At 72.7% G+C, this 15,921-nt stretch carries 18 protein-coding genes and 1 tRNA gene; 9 read left to right on the top strand and 10 right to left on the bottom strand.

Going from position 1 to position 15,921, the window contains the following annotated elements:
* Positions 1-5: 5 nt before the first annotated feature.
* On the bottom strand, positions 6-611 hold the full coding sequence (locus tag NITAL_RS21245; protein WP_052668334.1) for a hypothetical protein: 606 nt from the start codon (positions 609-611) through the stop codon (positions 6-8).
* Between the two features lie 446 nt (positions 612-1,057).
* On the opposite strand from NITAL_RS21245, the gene NITAL_RS21240 reads away from it, so the two are divergent.
* Positions 1,058-1,576, top strand: coding sequence for an immunoglobulin-like domain-containing protein (locus NITAL_RS21240; protein WP_157042011.1), 519 nt, complete (start codon positions 1,058-1,060; stop codon positions 1,574-1,576).
* Between the two features lie 817 nt (positions 1,577-2,393).
* Here NITAL_RS21240 and NITAL_RS21230 read toward each other — a convergent pair.
* Positions 2,394-2,466: transfer RNA gene (locus NITAL_RS21230), tRNA-Asn, on the bottom strand.
* Between the two features lie 151 nt (positions 2,467-2,617).
* Between NITAL_RS21230 and NITAL_RS21225 the strand changes: the two genes are divergently transcribed.
* Positions 2,618-2,995: an ACT domain-containing protein gene (locus NITAL_RS21225; RefSeq protein ID WP_052668331.1), complete on the top strand. Its 378-nt coding sequence runs from the start codon at positions 2,618-2,620 to the stop codon at positions 2,993-2,995.
* A gap of 16 nt (positions 2,996-3,011) precedes the next feature.
* Here NITAL_RS21225 and NITAL_RS21220 read toward each other — a convergent pair whose 3' ends face one another.
* The 4 genes from NITAL_RS21220 to NITAL_RS21205 all read right to left on the bottom strand — a co-directional run bounded on the left by NITAL_RS21220 (position 3,012) and on the right by NITAL_RS21205 (position 6,397).
* Entirely contained in the window at positions 3,012-3,620 is a 609-nt protein-coding gene (locus NITAL_RS21220; RefSeq protein ID WP_052668330.1) for a DsbA family protein, read from the bottom strand.
* 112 nt (positions 3,621-3,732) lie between these two features.
* On the bottom strand, positions 3,733-4,143 hold the full coding sequence (locus NITAL_RS21215; protein ID WP_052668329.1) for a hypothetical protein: 411 nt from the start codon (positions 4,141-4,143) through the stop codon (positions 3,733-3,735).
* A gap of 52 nt (positions 4,144-4,195) precedes the next feature.
* Positions 4,196-5,008, bottom strand: a complete 813-nt coding sequence (locus tag NITAL_RS21210; RefSeq protein WP_083442276.1) for an SPFH domain-containing protein — start codon at positions 5,006-5,008, stop codon at positions 4,196-4,198.
* 42 nt (positions 5,009-5,050) lie between these two features.
* Positions 5,051-6,397, bottom strand: coding sequence for an NfeD family protein (locus NITAL_RS21205; RefSeq protein WP_157042010.1), 1,347 nt, complete (start codon positions 6,395-6,397; stop codon positions 5,051-5,053).
* 135 nt (positions 6,398-6,532) lie between these two features.
* Here NITAL_RS21205 and NITAL_RS21200 point away from each other — a divergent pair, with 135 nt between their 5' ends.
* Entirely contained in the window at positions 6,533-6,832 is a 300-nt protein-coding gene (locus tag NITAL_RS21200; protein ID WP_052669905.1) for an MTH1187 family thiamine-binding protein, read from the top strand.
* A 6-nt stretch (positions 6,833-6,838) separates the two neighbouring features.
* Here NITAL_RS21200 and NITAL_RS21195 read toward each other — a convergent pair whose 3' ends face one another.
* A complete protein-coding gene (locus tag NITAL_RS21195) occupies positions 6,839-7,822 on the bottom strand; it encodes a DMT family transporter (RefSeq protein ID WP_052668327.1) in 984 nt (327 codons plus the stop codon).
* Between the two features lie 384 nt (positions 7,823-8,206).
* On the opposite strand from NITAL_RS21195, the gene NITAL_RS29270 reads away from it, so the two are divergent.
* The 5 genes from NITAL_RS29270 (at position 8,207) to NITAL_RS21170 (ending at position 12,206) form a co-directional block, all read left to right on the top strand.
* Positions 8,207-8,818, top strand: a complete 612-nt coding sequence (locus tag NITAL_RS29270) for a transglycosylase family protein (RefSeq protein WP_281175557.1) — start codon at positions 8,207-8,209, stop codon at positions 8,816-8,818.
* Positions 8,819-8,927: 109 nt separating this feature from the next.
* Complete coding sequence (locus NITAL_RS21185) at positions 8,928-9,167, top strand: hypothetical protein (protein WP_052668326.1); 240 nt, start codon at positions 8,928-8,930, stop codon at positions 9,165-9,167.
* 39 nt (positions 9,168-9,206) lie between these two features.
* A complete protein-coding gene (locus NITAL_RS21180; RefSeq protein ID WP_052668325.1) occupies positions 9,207-10,427 on the top strand; it encodes an acyl-CoA dehydrogenase family protein in 1,221 nt (406 codons plus the stop codon).
* On the top strand, positions 10,424-11,128 hold the full coding sequence (locus tag NITAL_RS21175) for a DUF429 domain-containing protein (protein WP_052668324.1): 705 nt from the start codon (positions 10,424-10,426) through the stop codon (positions 11,126-11,128). Before NITAL_RS21180 ends, NITAL_RS21175 begins: the two co-directional genes overlap by 4 nt.
* Positions 11,129-11,213: 85 nt before the next feature.
* Positions 11,214-12,206: a sigma factor gene (locus NITAL_RS21170; RefSeq protein ID WP_052668323.1), complete on the top strand. Its 993-nt coding sequence runs from the start codon at positions 11,214-11,216 to the stop codon at positions 12,204-12,206.
* Between the two features lie 111 nt (positions 12,207-12,317).
* On the opposite strand, the gene NITAL_RS21165 is transcribed toward NITAL_RS21170, so the two are convergent.
* On the bottom strand, positions 12,318-13,136 hold the full coding sequence (locus NITAL_RS21165) for a DMT family transporter (RefSeq protein WP_281175609.1): 819 nt from the start codon (positions 13,134-13,136) through the stop codon (positions 12,318-12,320).
* Positions 13,137-13,201: 65 nt separating this feature from the next.
* Positions 13,202-14,158 (bottom strand): NAD-dependent epimerase/dehydratase family protein, encoded by a 957-nt coding sequence (locus NITAL_RS21160; RefSeq protein WP_052668321.1) that lies wholly within the window; start codon positions 14,156-14,158, stop codon positions 13,202-13,204.
* Between the two features lie 143 nt (positions 14,159-14,301).
* Here NITAL_RS21160 and NITAL_RS21155 point away from each other — a divergent pair, with 143 nt between their 5' ends.
* Positions 14,302-15,108 (top strand): TetR/AcrR family transcriptional regulator, encoded by an 807-nt coding sequence (locus tag NITAL_RS21155; protein ID WP_052668320.1) that lies wholly within the window; start codon positions 14,302-14,304, stop codon positions 15,106-15,108.
* Here NITAL_RS21155 and NITAL_RS21150 read toward each other — a convergent pair.
* Positions 15,093-15,917: an ABC transporter permease gene (locus NITAL_RS21150; RefSeq protein ID WP_211262569.1), complete on the bottom strand. Its 825-nt coding sequence runs from the start codon at positions 15,915-15,917 to the stop codon at positions 15,093-15,095. The two genes, NITAL_RS21155 and NITAL_RS21150, sit on opposite strands and share 16 nt — an antisense overlap.
* Positions 15,918-15,921 lie beyond the last annotated feature (4 nt).

Raw genomic sequence — 15,921 nt, 5'->3', positions numbered from 1 at the left:
CGACATCATGTCACCGCGGCTGTCGTCGCGCGAACGTCCCGTCGTGTGTTCATCGCCGCGACACCGACGAGGATCCAGGCCAGGCCCCAGCCGATCTCGGGCAGCATCGACGGCGGCTGGCCCGTGATCGCCACCGGCAGCCACAGGACGGCGAGGTAGTAGAGGGCGTAGACCAGCACACTCCATCGGCGCCACCCCGGTAAACGGCCCGCACGTGCCACCGCGATCCCGGCCAGGAGACCAGTGAGCCCGTTGAGCGCGCCCCCGACGGCAGGAAGCACCATCCCGACCGTCGCCAGCGGACCGGTGCCGTCACCACTGGCCAGGTTCGACAACCCGCCCAGGAGGATCAGCAGCCAACCACCCGCGAACAGCACCAGGACCGTCCGTGCGTAGCGACCGTCGCCAGCGATCCGCGCCCGCACCAGCAGCCACAGCGCTCCAACGATCAGGCCCAGGGCGACCACCGCGACCGCCTGGTGCGCGAGATAGGCCCCGCCGGCCGAGTGGTCGAACAGGCCGAGACGGAACTGCACCACGGCCATGAGCGACCACACGACGCCGGCCACCACGAGCGCCCGACCCGCCCCAACCGTCCGTGCCTCGTCCATGCCCGCCTCCCGGTGTCGACATCCGATGCAGCGATCGTCCGCGACGTGCTTCCCGGGCACACGGGAGCGTGCACCCATGACGTCGGGAAGTCCCGACCGCAGCGACGGTGGCAACGGCGATGGGCGCTCGAGACGCTGATCGGTCACGCGTGATCATCGTGGAGGGCCGACCGGATCCTCGGCCTCGCGACGAGTTCACCGCCCGGGCCGATCTGCCGTTGACTGTTGGTGGTTGGGAACGCACCCGAACGGAGTTCGCCGAGCTCGGGTCCGCCGTCGGGCTGCGCCTGACACGAAGCGTTCGTCTGCCTTCCGGCACGGTGGCCCAGGTGCTGCGCATCGACACTGATCCGAGGCATGTCCGGTGCTGGACCGCCAAGCTGCCGGTGAGGGAACCCGCGGCGGCGTGGGGGCGTCCCACGGGGTGACGAGCGAGGGGGTCGCACGTGTTACTGCGGGTCGTGGTGTCGCTGTGCCTGCTCGCGGTGTCGCTTGGTGCCTGCACGCCCGAAGGTGGGTCGGGGGACGGCGGCGTTGACGCGACGGAGCAGCAGGCCCCGCCGGACGACGCACAGCCCGTCGTCGTCGTGCGGACACCCGCCGGTGAGGCGGGGATGCGGCTGCGCGTGGAGCCCGAACGGATCGAGCCGGACGAGGACGTCTCGATCACGCTGGACAACATCGGAGAGCTCGACCTGCTCACCGGCCTCGACTACGTCATCGAGCGCTGGGACGGCACCACGTGGGTGCAGGTCTTCACGCCGGAGGTGCCCGCCGTCGGGCTCGGCCTCGGACCGGGCCAGTCGACCCCCGAGGGTGAGGTCCCGGCTTGGCCCGGCCAGTTCCGACGGGAGATCACACCCGAACCGGGGACCTACCGGGTGACCAAGACGGCGTCGGTCGAGGGCGACGCGGTCACCACCCTGTCCGTCGATGCCTCGTTCGAGGTGGTGGCCCACGGCTGACCGACGCTCCCGGTCCTGGCGGTGTCACGGTCCCTCGGTACGGTCCGCGACGTGACCACCAGGTCACGCCAACCCCGTGGGGGCGGGGAGAGGACGACCCGCGGGCTACCGCGGGAAGCTGCACGAGAAGGCTCGCGCCCGGGAGCTGCGCGCCCAGGCGTGGACCATGCCCGAGATCGCCGAGCACCTCGGCGTTTCGAAGAGCTCGGTGTCGCTGTGGACCCGAGACGTGCCGTTCGACCCGACGGCACGCCGCAGCGCGAGGACCGATCGCCGACCGCGGGGCAGCGACCACCCGCTCCGCCGCCGCAAGCTCGAGCGGATCGAGCAGTTGCGCTGCGAAGCCGTCGACCGCATCGGCACGCTCGATGACCTCGCGCTGCTCCACGCGGGCCTCGGGCTCTACGCCGGCGACGGCAGCAAGACACAGAGCTCGGTGCGGTTCGCCAACAGCGACCCACGGATGGTCGCCCTGTTCTGTCGTTGGCTGCGTCGGTTCTTCGAGGTGGACGAGGACCGCCTGCGCGTCACGCTCTACCTACACGCCGGGCTCGACCTCGTCGCGGCTGAGGCGCACTGGGCCGAGGTGACGGGGGTACCGGTTTCCCAGTTCGGCAAGCCCTACCGGGCGGCACCCGATGCGTCGATCCGGCACAACAAGCACGTCCACGGCTGCGCCCACGTCGCGTACCACAGTGCCGACACCCACCGGCAGGGGCTGGCGCTCATGGATGCGCTACTCACGGCGCCGCACGAGCCGTCCGGGGCCGAGACGGCGAGCGGGCCACCGGCACGTGCCGGTGGCCCGATCGAAGCGCTCCGGGGGCCGGGCTCGAACCGGCGACAACTCGATTAACAGTCGAGCGCTCTGCCAACTGAGCTACCCCGGAAAGGACCCGAGTTGCGGGTCGGCGAGGGAGTGTAGCTCTGCTGCACCGCCCTGCCGAACGCTGCCCTGCCTCCACGCGCGGCCGCACGACCGCCGCACATCGGCACGCTCGGCGGACCTAGGCTGACGTTCCGCGACGAGGGAGCAACGACGTGCGCAAGGACCTGGTGATCATCCCCGAGGACCGCCCCGGGGTGGTCGCGGAGCTCGGCGAGACGCTCGGTGAAGCGGGCATCAACATCGAGGCGATCAGCGCGTTCACGGGCCAGGGCAAGGGCATCGTGCACCTGCTGGTGGACAAGGCCGAGGAGGCGCTCGAGGTGCTCCAGGGGGCGGGCTTCGACGTCAGGGCGGCCCGGCGTGTGGTCGTGGTGCCGCTGCCGGACGAGCCAGGTCACCTGGGTCGGGCCACCCGGACGCTGGCCGATGCCGGGATCAACATCGAGCAGGCCTACATCGCCGGCGGCAGCAGGCTGGTCATCGTGTGCGACGAGGTCGACCGCGCCAAGGAGCTGCTCGGCGTCGAGTGACGCCGAGCCGAGGGCGTCACCTCGGCAGATCGGTCTGCTTGAACTCGTGGAGGGTCGGGAACTCCTCGACGAGGTCGAGGACGCGTTCGATGCTGCGGGTGGCGTGCTCGGCGTCGCCGTCGGGGCGGTCCATCAGGCGCACGAAAACGGCCCGGTCGCTGCCGATGAAGGTCGGCACGCCCCACACCGCGTGGTCCTCGACACCGGCGTCGTGCTCGCCCTGTAGCTGCTTGAGGACGGCGACGCTCTGGGCGCGATCGAGCACGTCCTCGGCGTCGAGGCCGGCGTCGGTCAGCGCGGTGCGTAGCGCCGCGGGATCCTTGAGGTCGAGGCCGCTGTCGTGGCGGACGGCGAACAGGCCGCGGTGCACGTCGAGGAACCGCTCGGCGTGGTGGTCACGCACGACCAGCCCGACCGCGAGCGCCAGGATCCCGGACTCCGCGTACGGCGCCTCGCGGTCCCAGACGGCCTGGTCGCCTTCGGGGACGTGCCCCTGCGCCAGGCTGTAGGGCGTGAAGGTCACGTCCCAGTCGGCGCCGGCCTGGAGGGCGGCGATCACGTGCTCGTTGGCGTTCCGAGCGAACGGGCACAGGTAGTCGAAGGTGAGGGCGAAGCGGCGGGTCACGGGAGCCTCTGGGGGTTCGGATGCGGGAGGGGTTCGCTTCAGGAACGCCGCGAACCGGGTAACCCTTCCCAGGTGCGCGGCCGACCGGACGGGGCCGCCGGCGCCGGTTGCGTCACAAGCCGAGGCAGGCCCGCAGGGGCACCTCCAGGCCGCAACCGGTCTGCACCGCCCGCAGCGTCAGACCGAACGCGATGAACCCACCCCACACGAGGCCGATGTACTCGCGGTCCTCGCGGCGCAGTCCCGCCAGGCGTCCACCGACCACGGCGATCAGAGGGAACAGCGAGCCGTACAGGTAGTGGAACCACGGCAGCTCGGCGCCGGGGGCGCGCCGCCCCATCAGCAGCAGCACGATCCCGACGACCGTCTGCACGACGAGGAGGTTCTCGGTCCAGTGCTGGACGGCCCACAGGGCCGCCGGGGTGTCGCGACGACCGAGCACCCGCAGCACGAGGCCCCACACGACGATCACGACGAACAGCAGCACGATGATGCTGCCGAGCACGCGGTGGAAGAGGGTCACGGGAGGTCAGCTCGCACGTCGAGGGGACGGCGAGAGGGTAGGGCGCGGTCGGTCAGGCCCGGTCGCCGCCCTCCGCGCCTCGCGCGGCGTCGCCGCGCCAGGAGCTCGGGGTGACGTCGTCGCCCTCGGCGCGGCCACCCGCGGCGCGGTCGACGAACCGGAGCAGCTCGATCGGGACGGGGAACACCAGGGTGGAACTCTTCTCCTCGGTGACGTCGGCGAGGGTCGACAGCAACCGCAGCTGCATCGCGCCCGGCTCGGTGGCCATGACGGCGGCCGCCTCGGCGAGCCGCTTGGCCGCCTCGAACTCACCCTCGGCGTGGATGACCTTCGCGCGACGGTCGCGTTCGGCCTCCGCCTGACGGGCCATGGCGCGACGCATCGTCTCGGGCAGTTCGACGTCCTTGACCTCGACGAGGGTCACCTTCACACCCCACGGCTGGGTGAGGTCGTCGATGATGGCCTGCAGGCGGCTGTTGATCTCGTCGCGGTTGATCAGCAGCTCGTCGAGCTCGACCTGGCCGAGGACCGAGCGGAGCGTGGTCTGGGCGACCTGCGAGGTACCGAACAGGTAGTTCTGGATGTTGACGACCGCCGCGACCGGCTCGACCACGTTGAAGTAGGACACGGCGCTGACCTTCACGGTCACGTTGTCCTTGGTGATGATGTCCTGCGGCGGGACGTCCATGGTCACGGTCTGGAGGTTGACCTTCACCATCTTGTCGATGATCGGGACGAGGAAGAACAACCCCGGGCCTTTGGCGCCCATGACGCGTCCGAGCCGGAAGATCACGCCGCGCTCGTACTCGTCCACGATCCGGATGGCGGACACCAGCACGCCGACGAGGATCACGACGGCGATCATGGTGCCGACGAGCAGGGGGTCCACGGGAGGCTCCTTCTGCGACTACGAGGGTTCGGTGTCGGCGGTGGGGTCGGGCACGGCGGCCGTGCTTCCCTCCGCCGGGGCGACGAGCAGTTCGAGGTTGTCGCGGTCGACGATGGTCACCTCGTCGCCGTCGCGCAGGGGTGCGGTGCCCGGCGCCGGCCGTAGCCGCCACCAGGTCCCGTCGAGCTGTGCCTGAGGACGGCCACCGGCGACCCCGGTGACCACCACGGTCCGGCCGGTCATGTGCTCGGCGTAGCTGATCTTGGGTGCGTGCCGGGTCCGTGCGGCGAAGCGGCCGGCCACGACGGCGAGCACGCCGACGGTGATCACCGTGGGCAGCAGCACGGCGAGGTCGACCCCGAGACCGCTGTCGGCGGGGAACAGGAACAGCCCGCCGAGCAGCAACGCGGCCGTGCCACCGCCTGCTCCCGCACCGATGCCCGGGGCGAACAGCTCGGCGATGAACATCGCCGCGGCGAGGATCAGCAGCACGATCCCGACCGCGTTCACCGGCAGGACCGCGAACGCGAACATCGCCAGCACGATGGCGGACACGCCGATCACCCCGCCGAGCCCGATGCCGGGGTTGGCGATCTCGTAGAGGATCGCCAGCGTCCCGAGCGACAGGAAGATGAAGGCGAGGTTGGGGTCGGCGAGGAACCCGAGGATGCGGCGCGAGGTCCCGACGGGCAGTTCGACCAGCTCCGCACCAGCGGTGGTGAGGGTGACCGTGTCGCCGCGGACCTCGACCTCGGTGCCGTCGATCTCGTCGAGCAGATCGGCCGTCGAGCCCACGATCAGATCGATGCCACCCTCCTCGAGCGCGACGTCGGCCGTGACGGACCGTCCCTCGCGGACCGCCTGGACGGCCAGATCGATGTCGCGGTCCCGTGCCTGCGCGATCGCTTCGGCGAAGGCGGCCGCGTTCTCCATCACCTTCGCGTCGAGGTCCTCGCCCTGGCCGCCGACGGGCGTGGCGGCACCGATGGTCGTGGCGGGCGACATCGCGGCGATGTGCGCGGCGTAGGTCACGAAGGTGCCGGCGGACCCAGCGTCGGCCCCGGCCGGCGCGACGTGGACCACGACCGGCAGCGGCGCGTCCAGGAAGGACTGCACGATCTTGCGGGTCGAATCGACCAGGCCACCTGGCGTGTCCAACCGCACCACGAGCACCTCGTGGCCCGCGGTCGCGGCGCGCTCGACGGTGTCGGCGAGGTGGTCGGCGGTCACCGGCGTGATGACACCGGTCACCTCGGTGACGCCGACCGTCGGCCGATCCGAGGCCGGGTCGGTGGCCGCCAGCGCGCCGGTCAGCGAGGCGGTCAGGCCCGCGACGAGCGCCGCGAGCACGACCGCGACACGCACCGACCCACCGCGGCGACGACGGCCGAGCGTGTCCACGGTGCTGCGGACCTTCCCGAGGGCTTCCGGTGGGACAACGAGGCTAGCGTGACCGGTGCCGTCGTCCCCGGGGAGTTGCACATGACCGCCGACCTGCCCGTGCTCGTCGCCTTCTCGGTCAGTCCGATGGGCGGCTCCGACTCGGTCGGGGACGCGGTCGCGGCCTGCGTCCGGATCGTGCGTGACAGCGGGCTCGCCAACGAGACCAACGCGATGTTCACCAACGTCGAGGGGCCCTACGACGAGGTGATGGCGGTCGTGCGCAGCTGCATCGAGACGTGCGCCGAGATCGCACCGCGGGTGTCGGTCACCTTGAAGTTGGATCACCGTCCGGGTCACGAGGGCGCGCTCGCCACGAAGGTGCAGCGGATCGAGGCCGTCCTCGAGGGGGACGGCTGAGGGTGTTCAGGCGCGACCGGCCGGTGAGGCGGGCAGTTCGACGCGTCGCGAGGTGATCCACGCGCCGCCGATGACCAGGAGCGAGCCGACGATGGCCAGCGGGTGGACGTCCTCGCCGCGGATGGCGACGCCGAGGGCGATGGCCACCAGCGGCGTGAAGTAGATCGCGATCGAGCCCCGTGGCCCGCCGACGCGGCCGACGAGGGTCGTCATGAGCACGAACGCGAGCCCCGTGCCGAGGACGCCGAGCGGGAGCATGGCCAGAGCCGACGACCAGGACCAGGTGGAACCGCCGGCCGTGGCGAGGCCCACGGGAACGACCACGATCATGGCGAACAGCTGGGCCCGCAGCAGGACCGGCAGCGCCCCGTAGCGCTGTTGGAGCGGCACGGCGAGGTTGGCCGACAAGCCGTAGAGCAGGACCGCCAGCAGGACCAGGCCGACGCCGAGGACGGCGGCCCCGGACCCTTCGGTCGCGAGCCGGTCGGTGGGCAGTTCCGGTAGCGAGACCAGCACGAGCCCCGCGAACCCGAGCAGCAGGCCGACCGCCTGCCGCCGCGACGGCAGCCGGCGGAGCAGCGCTGCAGCCCAGACGGCGGTGGACAGGGGGACCGCGGCGTTGAGCATCCCGGCCACGGACGAGTCGATCCACTGTTGCGCCGTCGGGAACAGCAGCAGGGGGAGGCCCATCCAGGTGATGCCGAGGAGGGCGATGCGAGGCAGGTCGGCGCGTTCGACGCTGCGGCGGGCGCGGGGGACGACGGCCAGGGCCAGGGCCCCGAGTCCGACCCGTGCCAACGCCACCACACCCGGCGAGAAGCTCTCCAGGCCGACGTCGATGAACAGGAACGACGAGCCCCAGATCACGGCCACGGTGGCGAGCAGCCCCCACTCGCGCGAGCCGAAGGCGTCGCGGCTGCTGCCGTCGCCGATGGCCAGCAGCCGGCCGCGGGGTCGGGTGGCGAGGGTGGGTTCGGGGGGTGCGGGCACCGTCGGCCTCCGTGCAGAGTCGTCCGGTTCGCGGGACGAAGTGTCCACCGTAACGGACCCGTCACCGCCGCGCCCGCGACGTGAGCGTGACGGGCCCCGTCCCGCCGCGCGTTGTGCGCTCGGCTAGCATGCGCTCACAGCAGCAAGCACGCGCGCTCGACGCCCGGGTCCCTGGTCGACCGGCGGTGTCTCGCCGGGTGGAACGGACCTCCCGCAGCGGTCGTTGCCCGGACGGCCAGGGTCGGACGGTGGCTGGCCGCGCGACCGACCTCCACAGTCCGCCTCGTCAGGCCAACCCCCGGGCCGTCCCCCCTTCCGCACCTCGCGCGCCGCTGTGGCGCCGTGGACGCCCGGGATCCCCCTGCCCCCGAACCAGGAGAACGTGTGTCCCGTCGTGCTCCCGCGACCACGCGTACGACCCGATCATCGACCGGCCGGCGCCCCCGCGCCGCCACCGGGCTGCTGACCGCCTCGGCGGTCGTCGCCCTCGGCACTGCGACCGCCTTCGCGGCCAGCGCCGGCGAGGCGTCCGACGACGCGGACGCCGGCAGCTCGCAGGTGGAGCGCACCCTCGTGGTGACGCCCGCCGACCAGATCGAGCCGGTCAGCGTCGAGAACGACGAGCTCACCACGCTGCTGTTCGCCGCGCTCGACGCGCGTGCGGCCATGGACGCCGAGGCGCCGCCGGAACCCGAGCCCGAGCCGGAACCAGAGCCCGAGCCTGAGCCGGAGCCGCAGATCGAGGCCGCGGCCGCCTCGGCCGGGGTCTGGGACCGGGTCGCGCAGTGCGAATCCGGTGGCAACTGGAGCATCAACACCGGCAACGGCTTCTACGGCGGTCTGCAGTTCACCATCGACTCGTGGCGTTGGGTCGGTGGGACCGGCTACCCGCATGAGGCCTCCCGCGAGACCCAGATCGCGATGGCCGAGCGCCTGCACGCCCGCCAGGGCTGGGAAGCGTGGCCGTCCTGCTCCCGGCAGCTCGGGCTGCGCTGACGCGTCGACCCACCACCGCGAGGGAGCCCGCCGACCGGCGGGCTCCCTCGCGTCGTGGGGGCCACGTACGCTCCGCGGTCCCGTCGTCATCCGTGGCTCTGGAGCTCCCGTGCGCGTCCGCTCGCTCGTCACCCTCGGCACCGGTGCCGCGCTCGGTGCCGGCGCCATGTACCTGCTCGACCCCGACCACGGGCCCGCACGCCGCCGTGAGGCGCGCCGGAACGCCCTGCGGGAGGCGCGGCGCGGGGCCGTCCGTGCCGCGCAGCGCGCCGCCCGGCAGGCCGAGGAAGCCGCGACGGCGGCCGCCACCGGGTTCGTCGAGGCACGCTCCGCCGGTCGCACCCCCTAGCGTTGCGGCTCCCAGCTACGGCGACCCCGGGAGCCCTCCGTGACCGACCTCGACCTGTCCCTGAGCCCGCGCGGCGCGCAGCTGCGCGACGAGCTGCAGGACCTCCTCGACACGCGCATCCTGCCGAACGAGGCCACCTACCACGAGCAGATCGAGGCGTCCGGCGACCGCCACCACCACCCGGCGATCCTCGAGGAGCTCAAGGCCGAGGCACGCGAGCGGGGGCTGTGGAACCTCTTCCTCCCAGATGAGACCCACGGGGCGGGGCTGACCAACCTCGACTACGCCCACCTCGCCGAGCTCACGGGCCGCTCGGTGCTGATGGCGCCGGAGGCGCTCAACTGCGCGGCGCCGGACACGGGCAACATGGAGGTGCTGCACATGTTCGGCACCCCGGCCCAGCAGGAGGAGTGGCTCACGCCGCTGCTCGAAGGCGAGATCCGGTCGGCGTTCTTCATGACCGAGCCGGACGTGGCGTCATCGGACGCGCGCAACATCGGCTCGCGCATCGAGCGCGACGGCGACGAGTACGTCATCAACGGGCGCAAGTGGTGGTCCTCCGGCGCGGCCAGCCCACGGTGCAAGGTCGGCATCTTCATGGGGATCACCGATCCCGACGAGTCGCCCTACCGCCAGCAGTCACAGATCCTGGTCCCCATGGACACCCCGGGCGTCCGCGTGGTGCGTGAGCTGCCGGTCTACGGGCGCTACGACGGGCACGGCGGCCACCCCGAGGTCGAGTTCGTCGACGTCCGTGTCCCGGCCGGCAACCTGATCGGTAACGAGGGCGACGGGTTCGCGATCGCGCAGGCGCGCCTCGGCCCTGGCCGGATCCACCACTGCATGCGGCTGATCGGCATGGCCGAGCGGGCCTTCGACCTGATGTGCGAGCGGGCGCTCACCCGCGAGCCGTTCGGGCGACCGATCGCCGACCAAGGGGTGTTCCAGCACTGGCTCGCCCAGGCCCGGGTGCGTATCGAGCAGGCACGGTTGCTGACGCTGAAGGCCGCACGGCTCATGGACACCGTGGGCAACAAGGGCGCACGGATGGAGATCTCGGCCATCAAGATCGTGGCGCCGTCGATGGCTGAGTGGGTCCTCGACAAGGCCATCCAGACCCACGGTGGCGGCGGGTTCTCCGATGACTTCGTGCTCGCCCAGATGTGGGCCCACGCCCGCACGCTGCGCATGGCCGACGGCCCCGACGAGGTGCACGAGATGGCGCTCGCCCGTCGCGAGCTCAAGCGCTACCGCGAGTGACCCGGCGGGTCGTCGGGCTCGACGGCTGCCGCGAGGGGTGGGTGGCGGTCGAGCTCGTCGACGGTGCGGTGGCTGCCGTGACCGTCGTGCCGCGCGCTGTCGACATACTCGACGGTTCGCACGAGGCAGCCGCGGTGGACATCCCGATCGGGCTGCTCGACGTGGCGGTCCGCGACGCCGACGCGGCGGCCAGAGCCGTGCTCGGGCGGCGTGCGGCCACGGTCTTCAGCGCGCCTCCGCGCGCGGTGGTCGACCTCGTGGCCGGCGCTCCGGGGGTGTCGCACGCCGAGGCTACGGCGCTGGCCGCGGACACCACGGGGGTGGGAGTCAGCATCCAGGCGTTCCGGTTGCTGCCGAAGGTGATCGAGATCGACGCCATCGTGGCGGGCGGGGCGGAGGTCCTGGAGGTGCACCCGGAGGTCGCCTTCGCTCACCTCGCCGGCGAGGCGCTGCCACGCAAGACCTCGTGGGCCGGGTCGGAAGCGCGGCGCGCGATCCTCACGGCCGCCGGCGTCGTGCTGCCGGCGAGCTTCCCCGGAGCGGAGCGGTGCGCGCCGGACGACGTGCTGGACGCCGCGGTGTGCGCAGTGACGGCCGACCGTGTGGCGTCCGGCGGGTCGGTCACGACGCTGCCCGATCCGCCGACCCAGTTCCTCGGCGGTCGTCCCGTCGTGATCCACGCGCCGGCGCCACGCAGCTGATGGTCGTCCGGGTCGTCCAGCCGACGGTGCGTCACGCTGGAGGTGGCTCGCGCGTGTCATGGGTGGAGCGCGACGGAGGGGTGGTGTGAGCGGCGTGGGATCGGACGATGCGTTCCACGCGTTCTGCGTCGAGGCGCACCCGCGTCTCGTCGCGGCGCTGGGCCACGTCGTCGGCGACCACGCCGTTGCCGAGGAGCTCGCCCAGGAGGCGCTCGTCCGTGCGCACCAGCGGTGGCGGCGGGTGTCGCAGCTCGAGTCGCCGCTCGGCTGGACGGGGACGTGGCCGACGTCCCGCCCGTCGCTCCGGCCGGTCCCGGGACGCCCGACGACGATGATGAGGAGGTCCGACGTGTCCGCTGATCTGCGCGACCTGCTCGAGCGCACCGCCGCGGCTCCGAGCACGCCGGTCGATCCGGTCCGGATCGCGTCGCGGTCCCGGCGACGGTCACGGCGGCGACGCGGTGGCGCCGGCCTGACCGGTGCAGCACTCGCGCTGCCGCTCGCCGTCGTGGCGTGGCCCGGGGTCGGACCCGGTGGTCTGATCATCGAGGACCGCGTCGCCGACCAGCCCGGTGGCTCCGACGATGCCGGGACGGCTGACGGCGAGGTCGCGCGGCTCGACCTGCCGGAGGGGTGGCAGCAGGTCGAGGTGGGAGACGCGAGCTTCGGCGTGCCCGCCGATCGGGACACCCGCGAGCTGGCACCGAGCGATGGCTCCCCGTGCCACAACGGGCTCGACCGGGTCCGCACCTACCTCGCCCCGGACGGCTACCCGACGGGTGTCGTCGCGTGTCGTCAACCGCTCCCTGACTACACATCCCTGCTCGCGGCGCCGCTGAGCACCGTCCCCGAGCTCGTTCGGGAGCAACGGCACGGGACCGACCTGGAGCCCGCACCGCGACCCACCGCCGTGACTCTGCCGAGCGGGATCCACGGCCAGCGGGTCAGGGTGGGCGGCAACCTCGAGACGTACGCGTTCCCGCAGGTCGACCTCTGGCTCGAGTTCCACAACGTGGAGCAGGAGCCAGTGCTCATCGAGCAGGTGCTCGCGACCGTCGCGGCGGTCGAGCGCGGCTGACCCGCGCTACCGGGTGCGGATCGTGTCACCTGTGACTCGATCCGCACCCGGTAGCCACGTAGGACCCCTGACCACACCGACACGCCCGCTCCGCGTACCTCGCTGCCGCGCTCAGAGGACGATGAGGGCCGAGGCACAGAGCGCGAGGACCACGCCGCTGGCCTGCAGGACGGTGAGGCGTTCGTCGGTCAGACGTCGCGCGAGCAGCACGACCGCCACGGGGTACAGCGAGGTGAGCAGGGCGGTCAGCGACAGCGCGCCTGTCCGGGTCGCGAGCAGGAACAGGACGTTGGCGCCCATGTCGGTCAGCCCGCACGCGATCACCAGCGGCGCGGTGCGGCGGTCGGGCATGCGCCGGGGGGCGAAGCGGAGCACCACCACGAGCAGCAGCGCGCCGCTGAGACGCGCGCCGAGCAGCGGCCACAGTCCGGAGTCGGGCGGTGTCGCGTCGAGCGCGACGAAGAACCCGCCGAAGGCGGCACCCGACAGCAACGCGAGCAACGTGCCGCCGGCGTGGACATCGGTCAGCTGCCGGGGACGGAGGGCGACGAGCACGACCGCGACGAGCCCGGCGAGGATGCCCATCACGTCGAGGGCCGTGACCCGCTCCGCGTTGACCACCACACCCCAGCCCACGGGGACCGCGGCGCCGACGAGCGCCGCGAGGGGGGAGACGACGCCCATCGGGCCGATGGCCATGCCGCGCAGGTAGACGATCAGGCCGGCGCAGCCGCCGAGCCCGGCCAGCGCGCCGATGGCCAGCGCCCGCAGGCTCAGCTCACCGGGCAGGACCAGCAGCGCCGGCAGCAGGACCACGAGACCCGCGAGCTGGGCGATCAGCGTCACGGTGACGGCCGAGGCACGCCGGGCCGCCAACGCGCCGGTGACGTCGGAGACGCCGAACGACACGGCGGCGCACAGGGCGAGCAGGGCAGCCAGGGCAGGGCCTCGGGCACGGGGGAGCGGAGCCCGCCGAGACTAGGGCCCTCGCGGGGTCACGCGGCCAGCGGTGCGCCCGATGACCTCGCGACCCGGCGACCGGCGACCGTCTCGGCCACGGCCACCTCGTGCGGGGTCGTGCGGAGCGGACCGAAGGTGGCCTCGAAGTCCCGGCCGAGCGCGACGTACGGCCGGTCGAACTGGGCCACCTGCTCGCGAGCCTCGCGCAACTGCGTGTCGACGAGGCCGGCCACCCACAGCATGCCGGGCGTGATGCGCCCGATCCGGGCCGGGCGACCGGCTGCCTCGCAGACCAGCGTGAGGATCGCGCGCTGGGTTCTGGGCTCCGCGGCGGGCAGGATCCACGACCGGCCGTCGGCCTCGGGGCGCTCGACGAGCGTCGCGACGGCCCGGGCGGCGTCGGGCAGGTAGGCGAACGTGTGCGGCTGGTCGGCGTCGATGAACGCCTGCGGCCGCTTGCCGGCCAGGACCCGATCGACACCCAGCATGTTGACGAGGCTGTTCTGGCCGTGGACCCCGTAGTAGTCCGAGAACCGCCCGATGGTGACGCGCGCGTGACCGGCCGCGTGCGCCGCCAGCAGGGACCGGCCGAGGTCGCGGCGGACCGCGGCCTTCCGGGTCGTACCGACCTCCGGTGAGGCGTCGGTGATGGGGGTGTCGGGCGTGCCGTAGCCGTAGAGGTTGTCGACCATGACGAACCGGGCGTCGGCGGCGGCAGCCGCGTCGAGGGCGGTGGTGACCATCGGCTGCAGGTGGTTGGCCCAGGCGGCGTAGGGGAGGCTGGCTGCCATCACGACCACGTCGCTGCCCGCGCACGCAGCCCGGGCCGCGACCGGGTCGGTGAGGTCGGCGGCGAGGGCGCGCACGTCGCTCGGGACGTGGGCGGGCGTGATGGAGCGGCTGACGGCGGTGACCGCGTGACCGCGGGCGGCGAGCTCCAACGTCGTGGCGCGGCCGATGCCGCCGGTGGCGCCGAGGACGGTGACGTGCACGGGGGTCTCCTCGCCGGAGGCGGCCGGCGTCCGTGTCGATGTGTGAACGCTGTTCGCAGCGCTAACGGTGTTCATACGCGAACGGTGTTCGCAAAGCAAGTGCCGTTCGCTACGGTGTGCGCCTGCCGGCACGAGGAGGGCGCGTGGTCGCCGAGGGACGACGCGATGCCGCGCGCCGTCGCACGATGGCCGAGCTCGATGCGGCGGCGCTCGCCGAGGTGCACGAACACGGGGCGGTCGCGCTGTCGTTGCGGCGTGTGGCGCGACGGATGGGGATGAGCCCCGCGGGCCTCTACCGCTACGTGGACTCCCGGGAGGGCCTGCTGACGCGCTTGATCGCCGGCGGGTACGAGGACCTGGCCGACCACCTCGCCGTGGCCACCGGCGCCGAGCCGCGGCCGGCGGCCGACCGCGACCGTCCGGCGCCGGATCCGCCCGTGGTCGCCGCTGGGGGGGCCGCGCTGGCGGACCGCGTCCGGGCGGTGGCGCTGGCGTACCGCCACTGGGGGGTGACCCACCCGCAGGAGTTCGGGCTGCTGTTCGGCGACCCCATCCCGGGCTACGCGGCGCCCCCCGGCGGGGTCACCGTCGAGGCGATGGGCCGCGTGGGCTCGGCGCTCGGGGCGCCGATCGTCGAGGCCTGGCTCGCGGGCCGGCTCCGCACGCTGCCGCTGCCCGACCTCGACCCCGAGCAGGGGGAGCGCCTCGCCGAGATGGCCAAGGTCGCCGACCGTGAGCTACCGCCCGAGGTGAGCCTGAGCCTCCTGGCGTTCTGGGGGCGCCTGCACGGCCAGGTCAGTCTCGAGGTCTTCGGCCACCACCGCTGGCTGTTCCCGGACGGGTGCGAACCGCTGTTCCGGGCCGACCTCGAGGCGATGCTGCGCGACCTCGGGGTGGTGGCCGAGGACGCCGAGCAGCCGGACGAGGACGGGACTCAGGTCCGCCGGTAGCGGCGGATGGCGAGCGGCGCGAACACCGCCACGATCAGCGCCGCCCACAGCAGTGCCGGCACGACGTCCCCCGACGTCGCTGTGCCTTGGGTCAGGGCGCGGGCCGCGTCGACGGTCCGGGTCACCGGCTGGTTGTCGGCCCAGACCCGCAGCCAGTCCGGCATCGAGTCGGTCGGCACGAAGGCGCTCGAGGCGAACACCAGGGGGAACATCAGGGGGAACATCATGGTCTGGGCGGTCTCGGCGTCGTTGGCGGTCAGGCCGACGAGGGCGGCGACCCAGCTGAAGGCGAAGGAGAACAGCAGCACCACGGCGGCGGCGCCGAGGACGCCCGTGACGCCACCGGCGGGGGAGAAGCCCACCAGGACGCCCACGACGACCATCAAGGTGACCACCATCGTGTTGCGGAGCAGGTCGGAGAGGGTCCGGCCGGCCAGCACCGCCGAGCGCGCCATGGGCAGCGTCCGGAAGCGTTCGATGAGGCCCTTGCCGAGGTCCTCGGCCAGTCCGACGCCGGTCTGCGTCGCACCGAAGGTGACGGTCTGCACGAAGATCCCGGGCATCAGGTAGTCGATGTAGTCCCCGGGGGTGTCGATGGCGCCGCCGAAGACGAAGGTGAACAGCAGGACGAACATCACCGGCTGGATCGTGGCGAAGACCAGCAGCTGGGGCAGCCGCGCCAGGTGGGTGAGGTTGCGCTTGGTCACGGTGAGCGTGTCGGCGACGTTCCAGCGCAGGCGGTCGGCGAGGGACTCCTCGGGGAGCGGGGGCAGTTCGCGCAGGAGGGTGGGGGTGTCGATCGTGGTCACGGGG

This window comes from Nitriliruptor alkaliphilus DSM 45188 (assembly GCF_000969705.1).
In the GTDB taxonomy this organism is placed as follows: domain Bacteria; phylum Actinomycetota; class Nitriliruptoria; order Nitriliruptorales; family Nitriliruptoraceae; genus Nitriliruptor; species Nitriliruptor alkaliphilus.
The sequence above is the reverse complement of the archived record's forward strand: the minus strand, read 5'-3'. Positions and strand labels throughout refer to the sequence as shown.